The sequence below is a fragment of the Pseudomonas sp. GR 6-02 genome (assembly GCF_001655615.1).
GTDB lineage: Bacteria > Pseudomonadota > Gammaproteobacteria > Pseudomonadales > Pseudomonadaceae > Aquipseudomonas.
Window position 1 is genome coordinate 1,816,829 of record NZ_CP011567.1, and the last position, 24,097, is coordinate 1,840,925.

A 24,097-nucleotide genomic window follows, 5' to 3' on the forward strand; every position below is an offset into this window, starting at 1 on the left:
TTGACAAGGTTCAACAATGCACCCAACGAGGGGCTCGCTTCAATCGCTATGGTCGTTCGACGGGAGCTGGCGTCGTTTTTTGACACTCAACGAAGGCGAGTCGGTATCCTCGCGAGCGCTATAGTTTCCACTGCGGGTCCAAGGCACTTTTCGCGCGCCAGAGCGGTCTTACCTGCACGACTGTCTACTATCTTTGAGGTGTGAGTGATGAAAGCCTGGATTTGTGTGCCTATGATTGCGTTGGCGCTTGCCGGTTGTGCCGGTAAAACCGCTTACCGTGACAGCTGCGGTAGCCAGATCGACGCTGCCTGGCACGAACTGGATCTGGCCAAGGCCGAGGGTTTCGCCGGGACTGTCAGCTACTCCAAGGCGCTGTCGTTGCTGACCGGTGCCAAGACCCAGCAACAATTCGAAGCTTACGAAGGTTGTACCAGGAAGGCCGAGAAGGCCCGCTTCTACATTCGTGAGTCCCGCGCCGGCCGTTGAGGCATGATGGAGCGTACTCAGGGTAATTCGATTCAGGGAGTACGCGATGTCTGCCGTGGTTGATCGGTTGGTGGCTCAAGTATTGGGCCTGGAAGTCCGTTTGCTGGCCTGTCAGGCTCGCTTGAGTGCCCGCACCGATCCCGAAGCGCTGCACGATCTGCGCACCACCGTGCGCAGATTGCGCAGCCTGCTGCGACCCTTGCGCGGTTTGCCCGGGGTAGAACAACTGGAAGCAGCGTCGTCCCGGGTCGGCCAACTGACCACACCGTTGCGTGATCGTGAAGTGCTGGCAGCGTACTTGCTCCAGCACAATCAACCCGAGGCCGCGCACCGGCGCATGGCGCGGATGGCTGAGGCTTATCCCGCCGTGGCGATGAGCCCGGAGCTGACCCAGTTGTTGATGATCCTCGACGCCTTTCCGCGGTTCCTGCGGGCCTCCCAACGCCAGGGTTTGCTCAAGGGCTTGCGCCAGCGCATCGAAAAACGCCTGGCCAAACAATGGAAGAAACTCGACCAGGCCCTGCACGATCCCGCCCATGACCGCCATCGTCTGCGCCTGCTGATCAAGCGTGCGCGTTATGGCATCGAAGCTTATCCCGAACTGGATCGTTTGCCGGAAGCGGCCATGCCCAGGCTGAAGTCGGCTCAGGCTGCCTTGGGGGATTGGCACGACAGCTGGCAATGGCTGGCCCGCGCCAAGGAAGAGCCTGATTTGCAGCCATGTGTCGAAGTCTGGAAAACCACCATGGCCCAGGCCGAAGAGCGCGCCGACCGTGTTCTCGACAAACTCAGCCGAGCCTGCTTCAAATCCTGAAACCATCACGAATCCAATGTGGGTTCCAGCCGAGCACGGCCCATCTGTCAGTAATTTTGGCCGGAATAAGCGCTGTGCCGGCCTTGCGGGCTGGTTAAGATCGCTCCATCCATTTTCCAGTCTCTGAGGTTCCCATGCGCTTTTCCGATCTGCTCGACGCTGTTCGCAGCCAGCCGCAGGAAGTGTCTATTCCACCTGAGTGGGGCCAGGGGCGGGCGAGTTTTGGTGGTCTGATCGCCGCCTTGCAATACGAAGCCATGCGCGCAAAAGTCCCGGCGGATCGTCCGGTGCGCTCGCTGGCAATAACCTTTGTTGGCCCGGTCGAGCCCGATGTACCGGTCAGTTTTGAAGTCGACGTATTGCGCGAAGGCAAAGCCGTCAGCCAGGTGCTGGGCCGGGCGATGCAGAAGGGGCAAGTGGTGACGTTGGTCCAGGGCAGCTTCGGCGCTTCGCGAACTTCCGAAGTGGTGGTCGCGGCCAACCCGGCTCCTGAGATGAAGCATTGGGACGACTGTCAGGAACTGCCGTACATCAAGGGCGTGACCCCGGAATTCATGCGCTACCTGGCCATGCGCTGGAGTATCGGTGGCATGCCGTTCACTGGTAACAAATCGCGGGACATGGGTGGTTGGGTACGCTTGCGCGGGGATGGGGAGGGCGAGTCGGTCAGCGAAGCCCATATCCTGGCGCTGGTCGACGCCTGGCCGCCGTCCTTGTTGTCGCATCTGAAGAAACCGGCGGCAGGCAGCACGCTCACCTGGACCATCGAATTCGTCCAGCCGTTGCTGGCGTTGAGTACGCTGGACTGGTGCAAGTACCTGGTGGACATCGAACATGCCGCTGACGGCTATGGGCACGCCGCCGCCAATCTCTGGAGCGAAGACGGTCAGTTGATCGCCATGAGTCGGCAGACCGTCACGATTTTCGCCTGATCAGCGATGGCGACGGTGGCGTTCGCGCCAGGCGCGCCACCAGCCGCCACTGAAGAAAAACCGGGGGAAGGTCAGGAACTGCTCGACCAGCAAGCGTGATACTGCGTCTTTGCGATCACTGAACGGCTCGGAGGCTTGCGCCTCCAGGCTATGACCGTGACGCTGCAGGCCCAGGGCGGCAATCAGGCCGATGACGCCAATCGCGAAGCTTGCCAGATCCAGGCTGAACACCCCCGAGACCATCAGCAAAAACGCCACGATGAACAGCGGTACGGCAATCAGGTGCAACACCAGATTGGTCGGGTGCTGGTGATTGTGCGGGTACAGGCGCCATTGCCAGGCGGGAAGGTTGGGGTGACGTTTGCCCATGATGCTTATCCTTGGTTCGTTGAGGCTCATGAACAAAGAATAGGTCGGGCGAAAGCCGTCGGCGAATCAAGGCTGGCTATCGGCGCGATAGGGGTCATGGTCGATATTCATGTTGACTGCCTTCGCGGGCCCTTAAAGCTTGAGCTGCCCGATGGCCTTGCTCAATTCCCCGGCCAACATCGCCAATTCATTGCTGGTAATCGCCGAGTTCACGGTCTGCTTCACGGTGTTCTCGGTCACGTCGCGAATGCTCACCACGGCCCGATTCATCTCCTCCGCCACATGACTCTGCTGCTCGGCCGCCACCGCGATCTGCGTATTGCTTTCACGCATTTGCGCCACCGCACCGGTGATTTCAGCCAGGGCCACACTGGCTTCCTGGGCCTGTTGCATGCAGTCGTCCGCCTTGTACGAACTTTCCTGCATGAAATCCACCGCGTCCCGAGTCCCGGCCTGCAGCGCTGAAACCATGGTGGTGATCTCGTCGGTGGACGTCTGGACCCGTTTGGCCAGGTTGCGCACTTCATCGGCGACTACCGCAAACCCTCGGCCCATTTCACCGGCCCGGGCCGCTTCGATGGCCGCGTTCAGGGCCAGCAGGTTGGTTTGTTCAGCGATGCTGTGAATCACGTTGACCACGCCGTTGATCTTCTGGCTGTCCTCGGCCAGGCGCTGAATCATCTCGGCGGTTTGCTGCACGCCGGTGGACAATCCGCCAATCGATTTTTGCACCCGAGTCACCACTTCCTGACCGCTGCCAGCCAGGGTGTCGGCGGTTTGCGAGAGGTCGCGGGTGGCGCCGGCATGTTGGGCAATGTGATGGACCGTGGCGGTCATTTCGTTGATCGCCGTGGCGGCCTGATCGGTTTCGCTTTGCTGGCCGAGCATGCCGTGACGCACTTCATTCATGCTCGCGGCCAGTCGCGCGGCGCCGACGTCCAGTTGCCGGGCGGTGCTGGCGACAGTGTTGACCACCCGCTGGTAGCCGGCCTGCATGGCATTGAAGGCGTTGGCCATCTGCCCGACTTCGTCCTTGCAGGCCAGGGGCACACGGGCCGACAGGTCACCGCTTTTCTCGACGTGGAGCATCACGTCTTTCAAGGTGTTGAGCTGGCTGAGCAGGAAGCGGATCAACAGTTGCGACGCGCCGAGCATCGCCAGCATCAGGATGAACACCGCTACCGCGTAGTGAGTGAAGCGCTCGCCGAACACCTGGCTCAGGCTCGGGCTGTAGGCAACGACCGCGACCTGTTGACCGTCGGGACGAGCGAACACCTCGGCACCCATCAACGGATTTTCCCCGAACAGCGGCATGGCATTGATTTGGACCCAACCGAGGGTATCGGTCAGTTCCAGAAGTGGTTGCCCGTTCAGTAAAGGCGCCTGCCCACGATTGAAGGTCAGCAGGTTGTCGGCCTTGGGCAGCGGCTGCCCGGCAGGCCAGGCATTGAGCAATCGTGCCTGGGCCTGGGCCGATACTTGCGCGGCGTGACTGCGGGCCTGTTGTTCGAGCTGCACGGCGTACAGCACCAGCAACAGGGTGGTGACAAAGGCGACGGCGTTGACTGCCCAGAATTTGTATTTCAGCGAGATATTGCTAAGCCAGGCACCCATGGAGGTCTTCTCTGATAGCGGAAACAGTTTTGGCAAGGTGCCATTATTGTGCCGCTACTCAGTGCGTCGAATCTTGATATGGGTCAATGACCGCCACGGTTCTCAAGTGGTTACTGGGGGATCGAGGGCAACCCGAAAAACGCCCGGGCGCTGGCGGTGCTGTGGGCGGCGAGATCTTCCATGCTTTCCCTGCGATGCAACGCCACTTCACGCAACACTTCAGTCAGATACGCTGGCTCGTTGCGACCGTTCTTCGGCTTGGGGCGCAAGCTGCGGGGCAGCAGATACGGCGCGTCGCTCTCCAGCATCAGGCGCCCGCGTTTAATCTCCTTGACCAACGGATGCAGGTGCGTGCCCCGGCGTTCGTCGCAGATCCAGCCAGTGATGCCGATGTGCAAATCCAGATCGAGATAGCTGAACAGCGCCTTCTTTTCTCCGGTGAAGCAGTGCACCACGGCGGCCGGCAACCGGTCGCGGTAATCGTGCAGGATCTCCAGCAGTCGTTGACTGGCGTCGCGCTCATGCAGGAACACCGGCAGTTGCAGTTCGACCGCCATTGCCAGATGTTCTTCTAGGACTTTTTCCTGTTGCGGGCGGGGCGAGAAATCACGATTGAAATCGAGGCCGCATTCACCCACGGCCACTACGTTCGGCTCCTTGAGCAAACTGCGCAGACGCTGGGCGCTGTCGGCGTTCCAGTCGCTGGCTGAATGCGGGTGAATGCCGGCGGTAGCGAACAGTTGTTGAGCGCTTTCGTCCAGTTGCCGGCACAGTTCCAGCGCCTGTTCGCTGCCCTCGACGCTGGTCCCGGTAAGCACCAGTTGGCAGACCCCGGCAGCGTAGGCTCGGTCGAGTACAGCCTGGTGTTTGTCGGCAAAACTGGGGTTGGTCAGGTTGACGCCGATATCGATGAGTTGCATGGTGCTACCTCGGACCAAAGGCCGGAAAGCATATCAGAGCTGTAGATTTATAAGAAAAACCAAGAACTACAACGAGTTAAAGCTGTCTGTTGAGGCCGCGAGGCAGGTCGGGGTTGGTAGATTTGCCATCACTGTGCCACTCTCTCGCACTTTATCAGCGCTTCAAGCGCTCTGTTTCTGTTGCCCGATGTCATGAAATCTCTCATGAGGTTGGCCAGTATTCTTTCCGGAGAGTGGATGACACGTCCCTCGGTTTTGTTACTGCTGTGTTGTTCGTTGCTGCTGCCGATGCCGGCGGTTGCGCGTCTGGCCGGGCCGTTGCAAGCCGTACCGGCAGCCAAGGTCCGCGACCTGGCGGAGATTCGCAGTAGCCGTGTGCTGCGGGTGCTGGTCAACCAGAGCCGCAACAGCTCCGGCGAAGTTCAGGGCCAGGCCATCGGCGTCGAATACCACCGCCTGCGGGCTTTCGAGCAATACCTTAATGGCCACGCCCGTGACGGCCAGGAAATCACCCTCAAGATCATTCCCAAAGCCAAGGATCAACTGCTCGGAGCGTTGCAGCGCGGGGAGGGCGATCTGGTCGCGCCGGGGGAATTGCTTGATCCGCAATCGGGGCACGCGGTCAGCACCAGTGAGCCGATTGCCAGCGACGTGCCGTTACTGCTGGTGGGGATCAAAGGCGAACGGCGTTACACCCACCTTGAACAACTCTCGGGTAAAACCCTCGCGCTGCCCACCGGTAGTGCTGCCGGGGATGCGGTCAGCCAGATCAATCAGAAGCTCGCGCTGCACAAACTGCCCCCGGTGAAGATCGAGTGGGTCGACCCAAGCCTGGCCGTCGAGGACGTACTGGAAATGGTCCAGGGCGGGATCTTCCATCTGACCATCGTCGAGCAACCGATCGCCGAGCGCTGGGGCAAGATCCTGCCCAAGTTGCGCTTCGATCGACAGGTCCTCATCCGTGAGCCGGGCGAGGAATACTGGTTCGTACGCCGCGACGCCTCGATGCTGCGGGCGAGCATCGACCGTTTCCTGACCACCTACAAGCAACCGTCGGACCAGGATGCGGCGTTCCTGCGGATCTACCGGCGCCTGTATCAAGTGCACTATCCCTTGGCCAAGGCCGATCGTCAGCGCCTGGAAAAACTTCGACCGGTGCTGCAAAAACACGCTCAAGCCCAGGACATGGACTGGCTGAACCTGGCAGCGCTGGCCTTCAAGGAATCGGCGTTGCAACCCTCCGCCAGAAATGGCAGTGGCCCCACCGGCCTGATGCAAATAACACCTTCGGCCGCCCAACGGGTTGGCGTCAGTGACATTCAGAATCTCGATGCCAATGTGCAGGCCAGCGCCAAGTACCTGGCGATGATCCGCCGCAAATTCTTTGCCAGCCCCAAACTCAACGAGCGCGAACGGATGGCGTTCGTGCTGGCGGCCTACAACATGGGACCGGAGCGGGTCCAGGGCATGCGGGCCGAGGCTCGGCGGCGCGGCCTGAATCCAAATCAGTGGTTTTTCCAGGTTGAGCGCATCGCCATGGAGCAGGTGGGAATGGGGGCTGTCAGCTATGTTAATAGCGTGAACAAGTATTACCTGGCGTTCGATCGGGAGCGGGAATCGTTGGAGCCTCAGGGGCAGAAAGTTGCCTTACGTAAATGATCGACTAATCTGATTGTTATGGTGCGTTTTTTGCGCTTTTAGCATGAGATAAACCGATTAATATGGCGACCAACCAACACACTCTCACAATGGATGACACAGCATGAGCACACTGATCAACAAGGTACTGTCTACCCGCGCTGGCTACGGCCTGACGATTCTGCGGATTTTCGTCGGCATCATCTTCGCGGCCCACGGCTCACAGAAACTCTTCGGGGCATTCGGCGGCTACGGCATTGCCGGCACCGCGCAGTACATGGAAAGCATTGGATTGGCGCCCGGTCACCTGATGGCAATCCTGGCTGGTGGTACTGAATTCTTCGGCGGTCTGGCGCTGATCATCGGCCTGCTGGCACGTCCGGCGGCGTTGGGGCTGACCTTCCTCTCGCTGGTTGCGATTTTCTCGGTGCACATCAGCAACGGTCTGTTCATGGCCAACAACGGTTATGAATTCGCCCTGGCCTTGCTCGGTGGCAGCCTCGCAGTGCTGATCGAAGGCGCAGGCAAGCTCTCGGTCGACCGCGCCATCGCCGACTGACCGCTCTGACTCGACAAAAAGGCCCGCGCAGTGTGATGCACTGTGCGGGCCTTTTTTTGTTGCTGGCGATTCTTGACACTGTCCGGTCAGCTTCTCTAGGATGCTGCTCATGCGCCGATTTAAACAGCTACTTGCGGGGCGCCAGGTGACTCATTCAGTTGCCGATAGAAGCTTGAAACAGGCTTCGAAATACCGCTAAAGCGCTGGTTCGGTGTTGCCTCTCACCTGCCATGCAGACTTTTGAGGCAGAGACACGACACAATGAATGCATTGAACCCCGTTGTACGCCCCGCGCCGATTACGGCACATCTCACCCAGCGCAATCCAAAAATCCTGCTTGGCGGTAAACATCAGCCGACGCTGTTGCGTTACCTCGATGGCTGGCCACGTCGCACCGGCGGTCCGGCAGCATTCCTGATCCAGTTTGTCGAAGATGGCGAGTCGCTGGAGCGCTTCGCGACAGACAGTTTCGATCTGGCGGTGATTCAGGCACCCAGCGCCGAGGACGCGCCTGAAGTGATCAGGCAACTGACCCGCGTCGCGCGCCAAGGGCTGATTGCCCGCTGCTGAGGCTCAGGGCTCTACGGCTTAGAGCACCGTGGCTCAAAAATAGTCGATTGCCACGATATACACGCACTGCTCACCGGTTGGTGTCTGCACGCGCACTTCGGCGTCCAGTGCCTTGCCGATCAAGGCGCGGGCCAGCGGTGAGTCGATGCTGATCAGGCCTAGCTTCAGGTCCAGCTCATCCGGGCCGACGATGCGATAGCGCGACTCTTTGCCGTCCTCGTCTTCGATCGTGACCCAGGCGCCAAAGTAGACCTTGTTCGGATCGCTGGGCTTTTCACTGACCACCTTGAGCGCTTCCAACCGTTTGGTGAGAAAGCGCACACGGCTATCGATCTCGCGCAGCATCTTTTTGCCGTAGGTGTATTCGGCGTTTTCCGAGCGATCGCCCTGGGCCGCCGCCTCGCTGACCGATTGCGTCACTTGCGGTCGGCGCACATGCCAGAGCTCATGAAACTCGGCGCGCATCCGCGCTTCACCTTCGGGGGTGATCAGCGCGGTGCCGGCGGTGCGGGGAGGGCGATAACGGCTCATGGCGACTTCTTGTGGTTGAGTTCTTGAATCGGGTTTTTAAACAAGCGTACTTGAGTTTATCAACCCTCGCGCAAGACTGTCAGCGGGCTGGCGTTCAAGGCGCGGCGCGTGCCGAACACACCGGCACCGCCGATCAGCGCCGCGCCGATCAGCGGCATGACCAGCAGCCATGGATGCGGATGCCAGGGCAGATCGAAGGCGTAGCGGTAGAGCACCAGGCTCACCAGTTCCGAGCCCAATGCCGCCAACAGCCCGCTGACCGCGCCGAGCAAACCGAACTCGATCCGCCGCGCCCTGACCAGCAACTGCCGTTCGGCGCCCAGCGCTCGCAGCAATGCGCCTTGGCGAATACGTTCATCGAGGGTGGCCTGCAAGCCGGAGAACAATACCGCCATCCCCGCCGCCAACACGAACAACAGCACGTACTCCACTGCCAGGGTCACTTGCGCGAGAATGCTGCGTAACTGCTCCAGCAACGCTTCGACTTGCAGGATGGTCACCGCTGGAAAACTGCGGGACAGGTCGACGATCTGCTGGTCGTGACCGGGTGCCAGATAGAAACTGGTCAGGTAGGTCGCCGGCAAATCCTTCAAGGTGCCGGGTTGGAAGATCATGAAAAAGTTCGGCTGGAAGTTGTCCCAGTTGATCTCCCGCAGGCTGGTGACTTTCGCCTCCCGATTGACCCCGCCAACGCTAAACACCATGTGATCGCCGAGCTTGAGCTTGAGGCTTTCGGCAACTTTGCCTTCCACCGAAACACCGGGCAGTTCATCCGCCGGTTGCTGATCCCACCAGTTGCCGGCAGTGAGCTTGTTGCCCGCCGGCAGGTCCGCCGCCCAGGTCAGGCTCAGGTCGCGTTGAATGGCCCGGTCACCGGCCGAGTCCTTGCTGACGATCTCCTGCACCGGTTTGCCATTGATGCTGATCAGCCGTCCCGGCACCACCGGGTACAGCGGTGCCGATTGTGCTGACAGCTCCATCAACCGATCGCTGAAGGCTTGTTTGTCCGCCGGCAGAATGTTCAGGGCGAAATAGTTCGGGGCATTTTTCGGCAACTGGTTTTGCCAGGTGTCGAGCAGCTCGCCACGCAGCAAAGCGATCAGCGCCATCGACAGCAGAATTAAGCCGAAGGCCAGGGATTGACCCGCCGCCGCCAGTGGATGGCGCAACAGTTGGCCCAACCCCAGACGCCATGGCAATGAGGCGCGGGCCAGCATCCGGCGCAGGCTCTTGAGCAGCAGCAAGAGCAAACCGCCAAGCACCAGTGCCGCGATCACGCCGCCGCCGAGCAGGGCGAAAGTCAGCACCAGGTCCAGGCTCAAACGCCACATGATCAGGCCGAGGGCGCCCAACGCCGCGCCATAGACCATCCAGGTGCTGGAGGGAATCGGTAGCAAGTCCCGGCGCAATACCCGCAGCGGTGGGACTCGCCCCAAAGCGGCCAACGGCGGCAGGGCGAAACCGGCCAGCGCGACCAGCCCGGTGCCGATCCCCGCAATGGCCGGCAACAGGCCTCCCGGTGGAACGTCAGTCGGCAGTAAATCATGCAGCAGCGCAAACAGCCCGAGCTGCGCCAGCCACCCAAGCAGGGCGCCGCTGATGCTGGCGAGCAGTCCGAGAACTGTCAGTTGCAGACTGAACAGCACCATGGTTTCCCGGCGGGACAGGCCCAGACAGCGCAGCAATGCACTGGCATCGAATCGGCGGGTGGCGAAGCGTGTCGCCGACAACGCCACCGCCACGCCGGACAGCAGCACCGCTACCAGGCTGGCCATGTTCAAGTAACGTTCGGCCTTGCCCAAGGCACCGCCGATCTGCCGATTGCCATCGCGGGCATCCTGGATGCGCTGGTTGGCGGCCAGGCCTGGCTTGATCAATTGACGATAGGTTTCCAGCGCCTGGGCGTTGCCGCGCCAGAGTTCGCGGTAACTGACCCGGCTGCCGGGTTGCACCACGCCGGTCGCCTCGAGGTCGCTGAGATTGATCAGCACCCGTGGCGTCAGGCTGTAGAAGTTGCCGGCGCGATCCGGTTCGTAGGTCAGCACCCGCGCCAGTTTCAGGGTTTTCATGCCGACATCGATGCTGTCGCCGATCTTCAAGTCCAGCGCAGTCAGCAGTCGCGCTTCAACCCAGGCTTCGCCGGGTTTCGGACCGCCCCCGGGCGCTTCCTGCGCGAACGGCGCGGGGGCGCTTTTCAGTTCGCCGCGCAACGGGTAGACGTCATCGGCGGCTTTGATGCTGGACAGCTGAATACCGTTGTCGGTGGCAATGACACTGGAAAATTCCACCACCTGAGCATGTTCAAGGCCCAGCTCGATGCCACTATTGATCTGTTCCGGCCGCGCCGGCGAACTGCCTTCCAGCAACAGGTCGGCGCCGAGAAACTCGGTGGCGCGCAGCATCATGGCGCCGTTCAGGCGGGCGCCGAAGTAACCGATGGCGGTACTCGCCGCCACGGCCACCAGCAAGGCGAAGAACAACACGCGCAACTCACCGGCGCGGGCATCGCGCAGCAGTTGGCGAATGGCGAGACTGAACAGGCGCAACAGCGGCAGGCGTGCCATCAAGGCTCCAGAGGGGCGACCAGCAGGCCGGCTTCAAGGCGGATCAGGCGCCGGCAGCGATGTGCCAGGCGTTCGTCATGAGTTACCAGCACCAGGGTGGTGCCGCGTTCCTTGTTGAGTTCGAATAGCAGATCGCTGATGCGCTCGCCAGTGTGGCTGTCGAGGTTGCCGGTGGGCTCATCGGCGAACAACACATCGGGCTCGGCGGCGAAGGCACGGGCAATCGCCACACGCTGCTGTTCGCCACCGGAGAGCTGGCGCGGCGAGTGGGTCAGGCGTTGACCCAGGCCGACCCGTTGCAACAGCTCGGTGGCGCGCTCACGGGCGTCTTTGCGGCCATCGAGTTCCAGCGGCAGCATGACGTTTTCCAGGGCGTTGAGGCTGTCGAGCAGTTGAAAGGATTGGAAGACAAACCCCACGTGCTCGGCGCGAATGCGCGCGCGCTGGTCTTCGTCGAGATTGCTCAGGCCTTGGCCGGCGAGAGTGACTTCGCCGCTGCTCGGCAGGTCGAGGCCGGCAAGCAGACCGAGGAGGGTGGATTTGCCGGAACCGGAGGCGCCGACAATGGCCAGGCTATCGCCCTTGTTCAGTTCCAGGCTGAGTTCGTGCAGGATAGTCAGTTCACCTTCCGCGCTGGGAACCACTTTGCTGAGGTTCTTCGCGGTGAGAATGCTTGCGCCCATGGAGAATCCGATGCGTGTGTGGTTTTTGAGTGCTGGCCTGGCCTTGATGTGCATGGCCCAGAACGCAGCGGCGGGTACAGTCCTGATCGTTGGCGATAGTATCAGCGCCGGTTTCGGCCTGGATACCCGGTTGGGGTGGGTGTCATTGCTCGAGCAACGGCTCAAGCACGAAGGTTTCGACGATAAGGTGGTCAATGCATCCATCAGTGGCGACACCAGTGCCGGAGGCCGGGCACGCCTGCCGGCGCTGCTTGCAGAGCATAAGCCTGAGCTGGTTATCCTCGAGTTGGGGGGCAATGACGGACTGCGCGGAATGCTGCCAACACAATTGCAACAAAATCTTGCATCGATGATCGACAGCTCCCGCGCCAGTGGTGCCAAGGTACTGCTGCTGGGCATGCAGTTGCCGCCCAACTACGGTGCGCGTTACACCCAGGCATTTGCCGAGGCTTTCACCAAGGTGGCCGACGAGAAAAAAATCCCGCTGGTGCCGTTTTTTCTCGACGGCGTGGGCGGTCATCCAGACCTGATGCAATCCGACGGCCTGCACCCGGCGGCGGGGGCTCAGGGCAAGTTGCTGGAAAATGTCTGGCCGACACTGAAACCGCTGCTTTGACGCTTTTCTAGCGGCGGCGTTTCGGCTAAGGTGGCGCCCCCGATTTGGAGGCCCCGATGCCGCGTCCCGCCTGGTCCCTTTTTGCCTATCAACTGATCGAGCCTGACGAACAGCTGGATCTGTTCGCCTGCCAGGAAGTGCGGGTGCATCTGGTGACCCGTCAGCTGGAGCTGGGTGGTTCGGCGGACCGAACCCTGTGCGGCAGCCTGTTGCCGGCGCAACCACGCTGGTCGAGCGTCGATCGCACGGTCTTCCAGGACCAGCGCCTGTGCTCGCTGTGCCGGGCCATTCTGGAATCGCAAAAACGCGGCACTTCGCCGATCTGGCCTGAGTTGCGGTTCGAGCTGTAGCTCCCTTGCCACAGGAAAGCGTCCACCACAGGTAATCCCCCTCGCCGCAGGTCTTGCATCTCCCCGAAATAACGGGCGGCGGTGTACAATCGGGTTTTTATACCCTTGTCGATCATGCGAAGGATTTTCCGGATGTTGCCGCGCTTTCCCGCCGTCACCCGCTGCCTGTCTCTTGCTGCGCTCTGCGTGGCGGGTCCCGTTGCAGCATTGGAGTTGCCCCTGCCACCACCCGGTGAAGACATTGTCGGCCAGGTGCAAGTGATCAAGGCCAAATACGAAGACACCTTCGCCGACCTTGGCACCACCTACGACCTGGGCTATTTGGAAATGGTCGCGGCCAACCCTGGCGTCGATCCATGGCTGCCGGGCGCCGGTACCGAAATCGTCCTGCCGACGCGCTTCATCCTGCCGCCTGGCCCGCGTGAAGGCATCGTCATCAACCTGGCTGAATACCGCCTCTACTACTACCCGAAAGGCCGGAACGTGGTGTACACCTTCCCGCTGGGTATCGGCCGTGAAGGCTGGGGTTCGCCGATTGCCCACACCAGCATCGTCGCCAAGACGCCGAACCCGACCTGGACCCCTCCGGCGTCGATCAAGGCTGAGCACGCCGCCGATGGCGACCCACTGCCGAACGTAGTGCCGGCCGGCCCGGATAACCCGCTGGGGCCATTCAAATTCACCCTGGGCACTCCGGGGTACCTTATCCACGGTTCGAACAAGAAGTTCGGCATTGGCATGCGTACCAGCCACGGTTGCTTCCGCATGTTCAACAACAACGTGCTGGAAATGGCCAGCATGGTGCCGGTAGGGACGTCGGTTCGCATCCTCAACGATCCGTACAAGTTCGGCCTCAGTGGCGGCAAGGTTTATCTGGAAGCGCACACGCCGCTGGATGACAAGGGCAACCCTTCGGTGGTCGACAAGCACACCGCCGTGATCAATGCGATGCTCAAGCGTGAGGACATCACCAACAACTTGCGCATGAACTGGGATGTAGTGCGCGACGTGGTCGCCGCTGAGGATGGCCTGCCGGTGGAAATCGCCGTGCCGAATACGTCGGCACCGATGGTCTCGAGTGCGCCGATCGACCTGCAGCAGTAACGCGTTAAAGCAACCCGCCGATGCAGGCCGCATCGGCGGGTTTTTTATGGCCTGCAGAAACCTCAGGCAATAAAAAAGCCGACCCAAAAAATGGATCGGCTTGATAACAATCCCGAAGGATTATTACTTGCGGCTAGCTTTTTCCAGCATGCGCAGAGCACGCTCGTTAGCTTCGTCAGCAGTCTGTTGTGCTTTTTGAGCAGCAGCCAGAGCTTCATCAGCTTTACGGTAAGCTTCGTCTGCACGAGCTTGGGAGCGAGCTGCTGCGTCTTCAGTAGCAGTCAGACGTGCTTCAGTTTCTTTCGATACGCTGCTGCAACCGGTAGCCAGAACTGCGGCCAGAGCCAGAGCAGAGAATTTCAGAACGTTGTTCATCGTGTTCCCCTTCAAGGACTTTCTATTAAGTAGCTGTCTCCTCAGAGTGAGGAAATAGCCGGCGTACATACTACCCATTACTTGTAGTAAGTAAACTGACGTAGCGCAAGAAGCAAAAAAAATTGTAGGCGTTGATTCTTTTTCGAGCAACTTTTAACTGCGTTGTATAAAAAATATCCAGCTACGAGGCCCGAACTGAGCGAGCCGTTGGGAAAAAGTTCCCTGGCCCGGCGGCTGTTTTTTGGTCTTGCCCAAAGTCCGTCTAGATGGGTTTGTCTACACTTGTGTTCGAATTTTGCGCAGCCGCTCGCATATCTTTATCCATGTTGAGGTGACTTAAACAAAGGGCGCTCGTCTTAAGTCTCAATATCCGGCAATGTTCAGGCTTTGACCCGTTCGGTCGAGCCGTTCCTGCGTAATCCGCGGCAACACCCGCCACCCGATGCACAATGACGAGCGTCCCTTGAGCATTTTTGCCAATGGTGCCTACTATTTGATACGTGCTCGGTTGCGCGAGATTGGTGCGGCTCTCTCGGTGTCCATTCAGGCACGGGGTGGCGTAGTTGTTCCTTCGCCGGAAAAACATCGGTAAGGTAGGGGTCAGAATTAAAGACCCGCGAGGAGTAGTGATGAGCGAGGCGTTGTCCATCCACCATGACCAGGCTGGTCATCAGTTCGAGACCACTGTGGACGGTTATCGTGCCTACCTGACCTATATGGATCTGGGAAAACAGACCCTGGATATTTATCGCACTTTTGTGCCCAACGCGTTGCGTGGTCGCGGCATTGCGGCGGCTTTGACCGAGCAGGCGCTGCAATACGCTGATGAAATGGGCTACACGGTGATTCCATCGTGCTCCTACGTGGAGCGCTACATGGAGCGTCATCAGCGGCATGCTGCCAAGCTGTGAGCAAAACCAACGCATAAAAAAACGCCAGGTTCAAACCTGGCGTTTTTTTATGCGCGAAACGGCGATCAGCTGCGATTGCGTTTAGGCAACACGTCCTTGAGCTTGGCATGCATGCTGCGCAAGGTGTTTTCAGTGGCAGTCCAATCGATACAGGCATCGGTGATCGACACGCCGTATTGCAGGTCGGCGAGGTCTTTCGGGATTGCCTGGCAGCCCCAGTTCAAGTGGCTCTCGACCATCAGGCCGATGATTGACTGGTTGCCTTCGAGGATCTGGTTGGCGACGTTCTCCATCACCAGCGGTTGCAGGGCCGGATCCTTGTTGGAGTTGGCGTGGCTGCAATCGACCATGATGTTCGGCTTGATGTTGGCCTTTTTCAGTGCTTGCTCGCAGAGCGCGACGCTGACCGAATCGTAGTTCGGCTTGCCGTTGCCACCGCGCAGTACCACGTGACCATAGGCGTTGCCCTTGGTGGTGACGATCGATACGCCACCTTCCTGGTTGATGCCCAGGAAACGGTGCGGGCTGGAAACCGATTGCAGGGCGTTGATGGCAACCGTCAGGCCGCCATCGGTGCCGTTCTTGAAGCCGACGGCCGAAGACAGGCCGGAAGCCATTTCACGGTGCGTCTGGGATTCGGTGGTGCGTGCGCCGATCGCCGACCAGCTGATCAGGTCCTGCAAGTATTGCGGGGAGATCGGGTCGAGGGCTTCGGTTGCGGTCGGCAGGCCCATCTCGGCCAGGTCCAGCAGCAACTGACGACCGATGTGCAGGCCATCCTGAATCTTGAACGAGTCGTCCAGGTACGGATCGTTGATCAGGCCTTTCCAGCCAACGGTGGTGCGTGGCTTCTCGAAATACACGCGCATGACCAGATACAGGGTATCGGACACTTCGGCCGCGAGCACTTTCAGGCGCTCGGCGTATTCGTGGGCAGCCTTGATGTCATGGATCGAGCACGGCCCGATCACGACGAACAGGCGGTGGTCGGTGCCATCAAGAATGTTGCGAATGACTTCGCGGCCCTTGGTGACGGTGCGCAGGGCAGCGTCGCTCAGAGGGATATCACGCTTGAGCTGATCGGGAGTGATCAGGGTCTCGTTGGAGGCGACGTTTAGGTCGTTGATCGGTAAATCAGCCATCGTTTACTCGTCAGGTCACGGGTGCCGGCCGCCAGCGAACCCGCGCGGCGGAGCACAGCAAATTAAGCGCGTCGGGGAGCAGAACCTTAGCGCGTTACACCGTGGCTCGACAATGGGCAGACACCGGTTTAATGGGCATTCCCCATCAGTTTCCCCCACCGTGGCGGGGAAACTGATGGGGAATGCACCCTAACCGGCCATTGGCTGCGCAAATGCCTTGCTGACTGTATCGTGGGAGAACTCGTCGGCGTGCTGCTGGACCCATTCGAGGGCCAGGGTCTCATTGTTCTGCTGTTGGCTTTGGGGTTCATGCTGACGGCAGTAACGTTCGATCTGGCAGATCTGCTCACCCATCCGCGCGCAAAACAGCGTCTGTTCGTCGACGAAGGCGATCCCCACCAGATAGCCGCGTTTGCGTCGCAAACACCACGCCACATAACCCAGGAAACGCAAGTCCGGGTTCAGGGTCGGCATGCGTATTTCCAGCGCCGTACCGTGGCGCCACGCGCGGTGGTAATTGCAAGCCATGCCGCCGAGGCTGATAGTGTGCAGCTCTTGCCGCGAAATACACTCATGTTTGAGCAACGTTAATTCGACGGGCACATCGTCAGGATGAGGAAGATAACGTCTCATGAACACGGACTCCCTGTGTCGGCCACTTGACACTGTTTCTCCCAGTATAGTGGTCGAATCGGAACTGACCGATTTCGACGCCGACCAACGGTTGCTGGCAATGAGCGGCATTTCACTGGTGATTTTTACCAGCGTCGGCTGTGCCAGTTGCCGTTTTGCCCGCGAGCAGTTGCCCAGGCTCGAACTGGCGGTCGATCGGCTGTGCTGGATCGATGCCGGAAGCAATGGCGGGGTGGTTGAGCGTTATCGGGTCTTTCATTTGCCGGCACTGTTTGTGGTGCGCGACGGTGAGTATTTCGGGGCGCTACAGTCGCGCCTGACCCGCACAGCGCTCAACGAGGCTGTGGACCAGGCGTTGAATCGACCAGCAGAGGAGCTGCCATGACAGGCACAGTGGCCAAGCCGACAATCGGCATTATCGGGACCGGCGCGATCGGTGGTTTCTACGGGCTGATGCTGGCGCGTGCCGGCTTCGATGTGCATTTTCTGTTGCGCAGCGAGTTTTCAGCGGTGGCCGAACGCGGCTTGCATCTTGACCATGCGTCGTTGGGCCCGCTGACCCTGAACCCGGTCCAGGCCTATTCGTCGGCTGCCGACATGCCGCCCTGTGACTGGCTGCTGGTGGGCGCCAAGACCACCAGCAACGCGGACCTGGCACCGGCCATTATTCAAGCCGCGGCACCTGATGCCAAAGTGCTGTTGCTGCAAAATGGCCTGGACGTCGAAGACCATCTGCGCGAGTTGCTCCCCGATTCGCTGCATCTGCTGGGCGGGCTTTGTCTGATCTGCGTCCATCGCGCCGGCCCCGGGGTCATCACCCATCAAGCGCTGGGGGCGGTGAATGTCGGCTACCACAGTGGCCCCGCCGCCGATGCACAGGTACGCATGAACATCGTCGAGGAGGGCGCCGGATTGTTCCGCACGGCCGGTATCGACGCCCAGGCCATGCCGAATCTGCAGCAGGCGCGCTGGCAGAAACTGGTCTGGAATATTCCCTACAACGGTCTGTCGGTGCTGCTCGGGGCCAGCACCACACCGTTGATGGCGGATGCCGACAGCCGCGCGCTGATTCAGGCCTTGATGGCCGAAGTGGTTCAGGGGGCCAAGGCTTGCGGTCATGACATGCCGCCGGGTTACGCCGATTATCTGTTCATGATGACCGAGAAAATGCCCGACTACTGGCCGAGCATGCATCACGATTTTCTGCACAAGCGGCCGCTGGAACTGGACGCCATCTACACTCGGCCACTGGCAGCGGCGAAGGCTGCGGGATGTGAGTTGCCGCGAATCGAGGCCTTGTATCGCAGCTTGAGTTTTATCGACCGACGTAACCACTGAGTCGGTCAAGAAGGGGGAAGGGCATGGCAAATGTCATAGACGACAAACTGGTGCTGGCGATTTCTTCGCGAGCGCTGTTCGACTTGAGCGAGAGCCACAAGGTCTATCTGTCGAGCGGCGTCGAGGCTTATCGGCAGTACCAGATCGAACACGAAGACGAAATTCTCGAGCCCGGCGATGCATTCCCGTTGGTGGAAAAACTCCTGAACCTGAATACCCGTCTCGGCCGTGCCCGGGTCGAGGTGATCCTTGTGTCGCGTAACAGCGCCGACACCGGCCTGCGGGTTTTCAACTCGATTCATCACTATGGCCTGTCGATCTCGCGTGCGGCGTTCGTCGGCGGGCGCAGTCCTTATCCGTACCTCAAGGCTTTTGGTTGCGACCTGTTTCTCTCGACCCATGCCGAAGATGTGCGCAATGCGCTGGAGGCCGGATTCGCCGCAGCGACTATTCTATCGGGCGGTGCCAGTCGCGCCGCCAGCGATGAATTGCGCATTGCCTTCGACGGTGACGCGGTGCTGTTTTCCGACGAGTCGGAGCGGGTCTATCAGTCGGGAGGCCTGGCGGCGTTTCAGGCCAGCGAGCGTGAGGCGGCCCGCGAGCCTTTGCGTGGCGGGCCGTTCAAAGGTTTCCTCGCGGTGCTCAATCTGTTGCAGCGCGAGTTTCCCGATGATGCCTGTCCGATCCGTACCGCGCTGGTGACCGCGCGATCGGCGCCGGCCCATGAACGGGTGATCCGTACCTTGCGCGAATGGGACATTCGTCTGGACGAATCGCTGTTTCTTGGCGGCCTGACCAAATCGGCTTTTCTCGAAGCCTTTGCCGCCGACGTATTTTTCGACGATCAGGCAGGCCATTGCGAACTGGCCCGCGAAGTGGTCGCCACCGGGCACGTGCCCCATGGCATCAGTAACGAGCCGTCGGTTTAAAGCCCGGCGGTTCAATACGTTGCGCCGGGCGCCGCACTCGCCACGGCACTGCTAAGCTGAATCAATCTCCGCCATGTTGGCATTTGAGGAGGTCATATGATTCGTTCGATGCTGTATGCCACTGACTTGGGTCTGTACGCACCATTGGTGATGCAGCATGCCTTGGAACTGGCTCGAACATTCAATGCCGACTTGTATGTGGTGCACGCGGTAGAGCCCATGGGGCTGTTTGCCGAATCCGTGTTGCAAAGCTATCTCGACGAGAAGGCCTTGAACGAATTTCACAGTCAAGGTCTGAACAATGTGATCGCCAATATTCAGCAACGGGTGCTCGACAACTTTCGCGAAGAGCTGGGGGATGAAGGAGAGCAGGATTTGCAGCGGATTCAGGCTGTGCGGGTGCTGCAGGGCGATCCGTCGCAGGTGATTCTCGACCAGGCGCAGAAACTCTCTGTCGATTTACTGATCGTAGGGAGTCACAGCCATGGTGCTGGCGCGGAAACGCCGTTGGGTCGAACCGCTGCGCGCGTGTTGCAACTGGCCAGGGTGCCGGTCTATTTGGTGCCGCTGGTAGAGCGTCGCCGCAAAGAGGATCGCTAGAACACGAATAATGGCATTTTGACAAAAAAGTTCTAGATTTATTGGTCTAACCATTAATATAGTTATATACCGTCGCTGATGCCCGTGGCGTCTACCTGCTTTGAGGGATTCATATGAAGCTTCAACAATTGCGCTACATCTGGGAAGTGGCGCACCACGACCTCAACGTTTCTGCTACAGCCCAAAGCCTCTACACCTCGCAACCGGGCATCAGCAAACAGATTCGTCTGCTGGAAGACGAATTGGGGGTCGAGGTTTTCGCCCGCAGCGGCAAGCATCTGACCCGCGTTACCCCGGCTGGCGAGCGCATCATCACCACCGCCGGTGAGATCCTGCGCAAAGTTGAAAGCATCAAACAGATCGCCCAGGAATTCTCCAACGAGAAAAAAGGCACCCTGTCGATCGCCACCACCCACACCCAGGCGCGTTATGCATTGCCACCGGTGATCAGCAATTTCATCAAGCAATACCCGGATGTTGCCCTGCACATGCACCAGGGTTCGCCGATGCAGATCGCCGAGATGGCTGCGGACGGCACCGTCGATTTCGCCATCGCCACCGAAGCCCTGGAGCTGTTCGGTGATCTGGTGATGATGCCGTGCTATCGCTGGAACCGCTGCGTGGTCGTGCCTCAGGGCCACCCGCTGACCAAGCTGTCGAAGCTGACCCTCGAAGCCCTGGCCGAATACCCGATCGTGACGTACGTATTCGGTTTCACCGGCCGTTCGAAACTCGACGAAGCCTTCAGCCACCGTGGCCTGACACCGAAAGTGGTGTTCACCGCCGCTGACGCCGACGTGATCAAGACGTACGTTCGCCTGGGGCTGGGCGTGGGCATCGTGGCGAAAATGGCAGTCGATACCAAGCTCGATAGCGACCTGGTGGTGCTCGATGCCAGCGAGTTGTTCGAATCCAGTATTACCAAAATCGGTTTCCGTCGCGGTACTTTCCTGCGTGGCTTCATGTGCGACTTCATCGAGAAATTCGCTCCGCACCTGACCCGCGAAGTGATGGCCAAGGCCATTCAGTGCCACAACAAACAGGAACTGGAAGAGCTGTTCGACGGCGTCGAACTGCCGGTCCATTAAGCGTCAACAGACGCTAGACCACCTCGGTGACAGCAAACTGTTGCCGAGCGCCCGCCACCAGAATCTCCACTTCATCCCCTTCGAACTTGCCCAGCAGGCTTTTACCCAGCGGCGAACGAGGGGTGATGACGGTAATCAGTTGCCCCACCAGATCAATCTTCAATCCGGCTGCGTCGGGGGCCAGGAACAGCCATTGTTCGCGACCCTTTTCGTCTTCCAGGCCGAGCAGGGCGCCGACCTCGATGCCGCGCCGCTCGTCATAAGGCCGCAGTGTCAGGTTCTGGCAAAGGGTCAATGACAGCCTGATTTCTTCCACTCGCCTGGCCTGCCCGGCCGCCAGATAAGACGCCTCCAGCCCCAGGGTGTCGTACTTGTTTTCAGCTATGTTTTCTTCGTGGGTCGCGGTTTCGTAAGCGGTTTGCGCGGCACGCTCGGCGATGTCGAGATCGATCCGCAGCTTGTCGATAATCAGTTGGTGGACGGTCGGCTTGTGCATAGAGAGCTTCATGATCAATCGCAGAATTGCAGGACGTTGGCGCGGCTTTTTTCGCTCGGCGCGGTCTGGTCCTGTTGCAGCCAGAACTGACATTTTGGATTGGCCAGATTGTGTTTGCTGCTTCTGGCCTGTTCCACCATTTGCTGCTGATCGTTCCTGCGCAGGTGTTCCTCGTACTGTTCGAACATCGGGTTTTGCGCAGCGGGTTGTTCAATCACCGGCGGCTTGGCCTGTTGCTCCACCGCCTGGGCCAAGGGTGCCAATTGCTCGTTGAACAACAGGCGCCAGGCGAGCCAGCAAGTCAGTGCGATCGCGATAAATCCCAGCCACAAACCGAGGGCGATGCTGCCGGTCAGTTGCAGCGCATTGAGCTGGATCGGCATGGAGCGGCGCGGGTGGGGACGGTAGGGCATGACTGCCTCCTGGCGGGTGGTCGCGGGCGAGTGGCGATTGTCGCACGAAGATTAATCGTCGTCGGCTCTTCTGCGCGGGGTAATTTATGCGGACAATCGGCGCTTTTGCCAACGGGAACCTGGGATGCCTGAAATGAAAACCCGCTGGGATATTTTTTGCACCGTGGTCGACAATTTCGGCGACATCGGTGTGACCTGGCGTCTGGCCCGCCAACTGGTGGCCGAACATTCAGTGACGGTGCGCTTGTGGGTCGATGACCTGCGGGCCTTCGAGCGGTTGTGTCCAGAAATCGACATCCACGCTACGCAGCAGTGGCAGCAGGGTGTCGAGGTGCGGCAGTGGTCAGCGCACTGGCAACCCACCGAAGCCGCGGATGTCGTTATCGCCGCGTTCGCCTGCCAGTTGCCGAGTGCTTATATGGAGGCCATGGCCGAGCGGGAAAAGCCGCCGCTGTGGATGAACCTCGATTATCTGAGCGCCGAAGACTGGGTCGTCGGTTGTCACGGCTTGCCGTCGGTGAAGTACAAAAACGTGCAGAAGTTCTTTTTCTTCCCGGGTTTTCGCAAGGGCACCGGTGGCTTGCTGCGTGAGAGGGGATTGCTCGAGCGGCGTCGGCAGTTTCAGCAAAGTCCCGAGGCTCAGCGAGAGTTCCTGCAAGGCCTGGGGGTTGAACGCGCCCCGAATGCGCAGCTGATCTCGCTGTTCGCCTACGAGAATAACGGGCTGGCCAGTTGGCTCGACGCCATGGCTGCCGACTCGACGCCCACTCATCTGTTGGTGCCCGAGGGGCGGATTCTCGGCGACGTCGAACGCTGGCTCGCAGTGGACGGGCTGACGGCCGGCGCGGTGCATGTGCGCGATGCCCTGACCGTGCAAGTGCTGCCGTTCGTCCGGCAGGATCAATATGACCTGCTGCTGTGGAGCTGCGATTTCAACGCCGTGCGCGGCGAAGATTCCTTTGTTCGCGCGCAATGGGCAGGCCGGCCAATGCTCTGGCACATCTATCGGCAGGACGAAGATATCCACCTGGACAAGCTCGACGCCTTCCTGACCCTGTACACCCAAGGCCTGTCCAAACCTGCTGGCGAGGCGATCAGCGGTCTATGGCGGGCATGGAATGCAGGTGAGACAATGGGCGAGTACTGGAAATCAACCCGCAAACATTGGCCGGAACTGGAGAAACATGCCGAGGCGTGGTGTCTGGAACAAGCCTTGCAGGCAGATCTTGCCGCAGCGCTGGTACAGTTTTACCTAAATTGGATATGATACGCGGCCTAGATTTTTGTAAATCCCATCCAAATTCGGATATTCGCAATGAAAACTGGTAAAGAACTGAAACCCGGTATGGTGATCCGTATCGACAACGATCCTTGGCTGGTTCAGAAAGCTGAATTCACCAAGTCGGGTCGTAACAGCGCGATCATGAAGACCAAGCTGAAAAACCTGTTGACCGGTTACAAGACCGAGACCGTTTACAGCGCCGACGACAAACTGGACGACGTGATCCTCGACCGCAAAGAAGCGACCCTGTCCTTCATCAGCGGCGACTCCTACACGTTCATGGACACCACTGACTACACCATGTACGAGCTGAACGCTGAAGACATCGAAGCCGTTCTGCCTTTCGTTGAAGAAGGCATGACCGATGTTTGCGAAGCGATCTTCTTCGAAGAGCGTCTGGTTTCCGTAGAACTGCCGACCACTATCGTGCGTCAGGTTGACTACACCGAAGGCTCCGCTCGCGGTGATACTTCCGGCAAGGTGATGAAGCCTGCCAAACTGAAGAACGGTACCGAGCTGTCGGTTGCTGACTTCATCGAAATCGGCGACATGATCGAGATCGATACCCGCGAAGGCGGTTCCTACAAAGGCCGTGCTAAATAAGCACCGCTTGAGGAATGAAAAAGCCCGACCATTGAGTCGGGCTTTTTTGTGGGCGAATGATCAAGATCAGTGATTAAACGGCAACGTGCAGGCGCACATCGACGTTGCCACGCGTGGCGTTGGAGTACGGGCAGACCTGGTGGGCGGCGTCGACCAGGCTTTGTGCATCGGCTTGTTCAAGGCCCGGCAGGCTGATGTGCAGGTCGATGTCCAGGCCGAAACCACCAGGGATCTGGCCGATGCCGACATGGGCAGTGATCGAGGCGTCGTCGGGGATTTTGCGTTTGGTCTGGCTGGCGACGAATTTCAGCGCGCCGATGAAGCAGGCGGAATAGCCGGCGGCGAACAGTTGTTCAGGGTTGGTTGCCGCACCGCCGGCGCCACCGAGTTCTTTCGGGGTCGCGAGTTTGACGTCGAGGACGTTGTCGCTGGAGATCGAACGACCGTCACGGCCGCCGGTGGAGGTTGCGATTGCGGTGTAGAGAGTTTGCATGGTGTGAGCCTCGTTTCGGATTGGGTGTTTCGCGCTAAATGTTT

The 24,097-nt window shown here is 59.7% G+C and carries 29 protein-coding genes; 17 read left to right on the top strand and 12 right to left on the bottom strand.

The features are described from left to right. The first annotated feature begins 207 nt into the window (after positions 1-207). The 3 genes from PGR6_RS07925 (at position 208) to PGR6_RS07935 (ending at position 2,232) form a co-directional block, all read left to right on the top strand. On the top strand, positions 208-486 hold the full coding sequence (locus PGR6_RS07925; RefSeq protein WP_064616706.1) for a hypothetical protein: 279 nt from the start codon (positions 208-210) through the stop codon (positions 484-486). 46 nt (positions 487-532) lie between these two features. Continuing rightward, positions 533-1,300 (top strand): CHAD domain-containing protein, encoded by a 768-nt coding sequence (locus PGR6_RS07930; RefSeq protein WP_064616708.1) that lies wholly within the window; start codon positions 533-535, stop codon positions 1,298-1,300. A 134-nt stretch (positions 1,301-1,434) separates the two neighbouring features. Continuing rightward, entirely contained in the window at positions 1,435-2,232 is a 798-nt protein-coding gene (locus PGR6_RS07935) for an acyl-CoA thioesterase (protein WP_018929809.1), read from the top strand. Here PGR6_RS07935 and PGR6_RS07940 read toward each other — a convergent pair whose 3' ends face one another. From PGR6_RS07940 to PGR6_RS07950, 3 genes are all read right to left on the bottom strand, one after another. Continuing rightward, complete coding sequence (locus PGR6_RS07940; protein ID WP_019582554.1) at positions 2,233-2,601, bottom strand: Mpo1-like protein; 369 nt, start codon at positions 2,599-2,601, stop codon at positions 2,233-2,235. A 132-nt stretch (positions 2,602-2,733) separates the two neighbouring features. Continuing rightward, positions 2,734-4,215 (bottom strand): methyl-accepting chemotaxis protein, encoded by a 1,482-nt coding sequence (locus PGR6_RS07945; RefSeq protein WP_064616710.1) that lies wholly within the window; start codon positions 4,213-4,215, stop codon positions 2,734-2,736. A gap of 110 nt (positions 4,216-4,325) precedes the next feature. Next, positions 4,326-5,135 carry a TatD family hydrolase gene (locus tag PGR6_RS07950; RefSeq protein ID WP_064616711.1) on the bottom strand — a complete coding sequence of 270 codons (810 nt, stop codon included), beginning with the start codon at positions 5,133-5,135 and terminating at the stop codon, positions 4,326-4,328. A gap of 237 nt (positions 5,136-5,372) precedes the next feature. On the opposite strand from PGR6_RS07950, the gene PGR6_RS07955 reads away from it, so the two are divergent. The 3 genes from PGR6_RS07955 (at position 5,373) to PGR6_RS07965 (ending at position 7,902) form a co-directional block, all read left to right on the top strand. After that, positions 5,373-6,794: a transglycosylase SLT domain-containing protein gene (locus PGR6_RS07955; protein ID WP_064616713.1), complete on the top strand. Its 1,422-nt coding sequence runs from the start codon at positions 5,373-5,375 to the stop codon at positions 6,792-6,794. A gap of 103 nt (positions 6,795-6,897) precedes the next feature. After that, positions 6,898-7,332 (top strand): DoxX family protein, encoded by a 435-nt coding sequence (locus PGR6_RS07960; protein WP_018929804.1) that lies wholly within the window; start codon positions 6,898-6,900, stop codon positions 7,330-7,332. Between the two features lie 261 nt (positions 7,333-7,593). Then, complete coding sequence (locus PGR6_RS07965; protein ID WP_007939981.1) at positions 7,594-7,902, top strand: hypothetical protein; 309 nt, start codon at positions 7,594-7,596, stop codon at positions 7,900-7,902. 33 nt (positions 7,903-7,935) lie between these two features. Here the strand turns inward: PGR6_RS07965 and greB are convergent, their stop codons facing one another. From greB to PGR6_RS07980, 3 genes are read right to left on the bottom strand one after another with little or no spacing between them, the layout of a single operon-like run. Further along, positions 7,936-8,433 (bottom strand): transcription elongation factor GreB, encoded by a 498-nt coding sequence (greB, locus tag PGR6_RS07970; RefSeq protein ID WP_018929803.1) that lies wholly within the window; start codon positions 8,431-8,433, stop codon positions 7,936-7,938. A gap of 59 nt (positions 8,434-8,492) precedes the next feature. Then, positions 8,493-10,997 carry an ABC transporter permease gene (locus PGR6_RS07975; RefSeq protein WP_064616715.1) on the bottom strand — a complete coding sequence of 835 codons (2,505 nt, stop codon included), beginning with the start codon at positions 10,995-10,997 and terminating at the stop codon, positions 8,493-8,495. Beyond that, positions 10,997-11,680: an ABC transporter ATP-binding protein gene (locus PGR6_RS07980; RefSeq protein ID WP_007939984.1), complete on the bottom strand. Its 684-nt coding sequence runs from the start codon at positions 11,678-11,680 to the stop codon at positions 10,997-10,999. The genes PGR6_RS07975 and PGR6_RS07980 overlap by 1 nt, the downstream gene beginning before the upstream one ends. A gap of 10 nt (positions 11,681-11,690) precedes the next feature. Between PGR6_RS07980 and PGR6_RS07985 the strand changes: the two genes are divergently transcribed. The 3 genes from PGR6_RS07985 (at position 11,691) to PGR6_RS07995 (ending at position 13,750) form a co-directional block, all read left to right on the top strand. Next, positions 11,691-12,296: an arylesterase gene (locus PGR6_RS07985; protein ID WP_018929801.1), complete on the top strand. Its 606-nt coding sequence runs from the start codon at positions 11,691-11,693 to the stop codon at positions 12,294-12,296. Positions 12,297-12,352: 56 nt separating this feature from the next. Further along, on the top strand, positions 12,353-12,646 hold the full coding sequence (locus PGR6_RS07990) for a hypothetical protein (protein ID WP_007899882.1): 294 nt from the start codon (positions 12,353-12,355) through the stop codon (positions 12,644-12,646). Positions 12,647-12,778: 132 nt separating this feature from the next. After that, on the top strand, positions 12,779-13,750 hold the full coding sequence (locus PGR6_RS07995; RefSeq protein ID WP_018929800.1) for a L,D-transpeptidase family protein: 972 nt from the start codon (positions 12,779-12,781) through the stop codon (positions 13,748-13,750). A 123-nt stretch (positions 13,751-13,873) separates the two neighbouring features. On the opposite strand, the gene oprI is transcribed toward PGR6_RS07995, so the two are convergent. Then, a complete protein-coding gene (oprI, locus tag PGR6_RS08000; RefSeq protein ID WP_003172710.1) occupies positions 13,874-14,125 on the bottom strand; it encodes an outer membrane lipoprotei OprI in 252 nt (83 codons plus the stop codon). 629 nt (positions 14,126-14,754) lie between these two features. Between oprI and PGR6_RS08005 the strand changes: the two genes are divergently transcribed. Further along, complete coding sequence (locus PGR6_RS08005) at positions 14,755-15,036, top strand: GNAT family N-acetyltransferase (protein WP_007939987.1); 282 nt, start codon at positions 14,755-14,757, stop codon at positions 15,034-15,036. A 65-nt stretch (positions 15,037-15,101) separates the two neighbouring features. Here PGR6_RS08005 and PGR6_RS08010 read toward each other — a convergent pair whose 3' ends face one another. Both PGR6_RS08010 and PGR6_RS29190 read right to left on the bottom strand, forming a co-directional pair. Continuing rightward, positions 15,102-16,178 (bottom strand): 3-deoxy-7-phosphoheptulonate synthase, encoded by a 1,077-nt coding sequence (locus PGR6_RS08010; protein WP_018929799.1) that lies wholly within the window; start codon positions 16,176-16,178, stop codon positions 15,102-15,104. Positions 16,179-16,367: 189 nt separating this feature from the next. Beyond that, positions 16,368-16,811, bottom strand: a complete 444-nt coding sequence (locus PGR6_RS29190; RefSeq protein ID WP_081625788.1) for a PilZ domain-containing protein — start codon at positions 16,809-16,811, stop codon at positions 16,368-16,370. On the opposite strand from PGR6_RS29190, the gene PGR6_RS08020 reads away from it, so the two are divergent. The 5 genes from PGR6_RS08020 to cysB all read left to right on the top strand — a co-directional run bounded on the left by PGR6_RS08020 (position 16,810) and on the right by cysB (position 20,766). Continuing rightward, positions 16,810-17,196 carry a thioredoxin family protein gene (locus PGR6_RS08020; RefSeq protein WP_007939991.1) on the top strand — a complete coding sequence of 129 codons (387 nt, stop codon included), beginning with the start codon at positions 16,810-16,812 and terminating at the stop codon, positions 17,194-17,196. The two genes, PGR6_RS29190 and PGR6_RS08020, sit on opposite strands and share 2 nt — an antisense overlap. Then, on the top strand, positions 17,193-18,149 hold the full coding sequence (locus tag PGR6_RS08025; RefSeq protein ID WP_064616717.1) for a putative 2-dehydropantoate 2-reductase: 957 nt from the start codon (positions 17,193-17,195) through the stop codon (positions 18,147-18,149). The genes PGR6_RS08020 and PGR6_RS08025 overlap by 4 nt, the downstream gene beginning before the upstream one ends. 23 nt (positions 18,150-18,172) lie before the next feature. Then, positions 18,173-19,078 (top strand): 5'-nucleotidase, encoded by a 906-nt coding sequence (locus PGR6_RS08030; RefSeq protein ID WP_064616719.1) that lies wholly within the window; start codon positions 18,173-18,175, stop codon positions 19,076-19,078. Between the two features lie 96 nt (positions 19,079-19,174). Then, a complete protein-coding gene (locus PGR6_RS08035; RefSeq protein ID WP_007939995.1) occupies positions 19,175-19,678 on the top strand; it encodes a universal stress protein in 504 nt (167 codons plus the stop codon). A 113-nt stretch (positions 19,679-19,791) separates the two neighbouring features. Continuing rightward, complete coding sequence (gene cysB, locus PGR6_RS08040) at positions 19,792-20,766, top strand: HTH-type transcriptional regulator CysB (protein WP_007899921.1); 975 nt, start codon at positions 19,792-19,794, stop codon at positions 20,764-20,766. 13 nt (positions 20,767-20,779) lie between these two features. Here cysB and PGR6_RS08045 read toward each other — a convergent pair whose 3' ends face one another. Further along, complete coding sequence (locus PGR6_RS08045) at positions 20,780-21,262, bottom strand: GreA/GreB family elongation factor (RefSeq protein ID WP_018929794.1); 483 nt, start codon at positions 21,260-21,262, stop codon at positions 20,780-20,782. A 14-nt stretch (positions 21,263-21,276) separates the two neighbouring features. Continuing rightward, positions 21,277-21,675 carry a hypothetical protein gene (locus PGR6_RS08050; protein ID WP_064616722.1) on the bottom strand — a complete coding sequence of 133 codons (399 nt, stop codon included), beginning with the start codon at positions 21,673-21,675 and terminating at the stop codon, positions 21,277-21,279. A gap of 124 nt (positions 21,676-21,799) precedes the next feature. Between PGR6_RS08050 and earP the strand changes: the two genes are divergently transcribed. Both earP and PGR6_RS08060 read left to right on the top strand, forming a co-directional pair. Further along, positions 21,800-22,942 (top strand): elongation factor P maturation arginine rhamnosyltransferase EarP, encoded by a 1,143-nt coding sequence (gene earP / locus PGR6_RS08055; protein WP_032834260.1) that lies wholly within the window; start codon positions 21,800-21,802, stop codon positions 22,940-22,942. Positions 22,943-22,990: 48 nt separating this feature from the next. Continuing rightward, a complete protein-coding gene (locus PGR6_RS08060; protein ID WP_007940000.1) occupies positions 22,991-23,560 on the top strand; it encodes an elongation factor P in 570 nt (189 codons plus the stop codon). A gap of 73 nt (positions 23,561-23,633) precedes the next feature. On the opposite strand, the gene PGR6_RS08065 is transcribed toward PGR6_RS08060, so the two are convergent. Continuing rightward, positions 23,634-24,053: an organic hydroperoxide resistance protein gene (locus tag PGR6_RS08065; RefSeq protein WP_018930027.1), complete on the bottom strand. Its 420-nt coding sequence runs from the start codon at positions 24,051-24,053 to the stop codon at positions 23,634-23,636. Positions 24,054-24,097 lie beyond the last annotated feature (44 nt).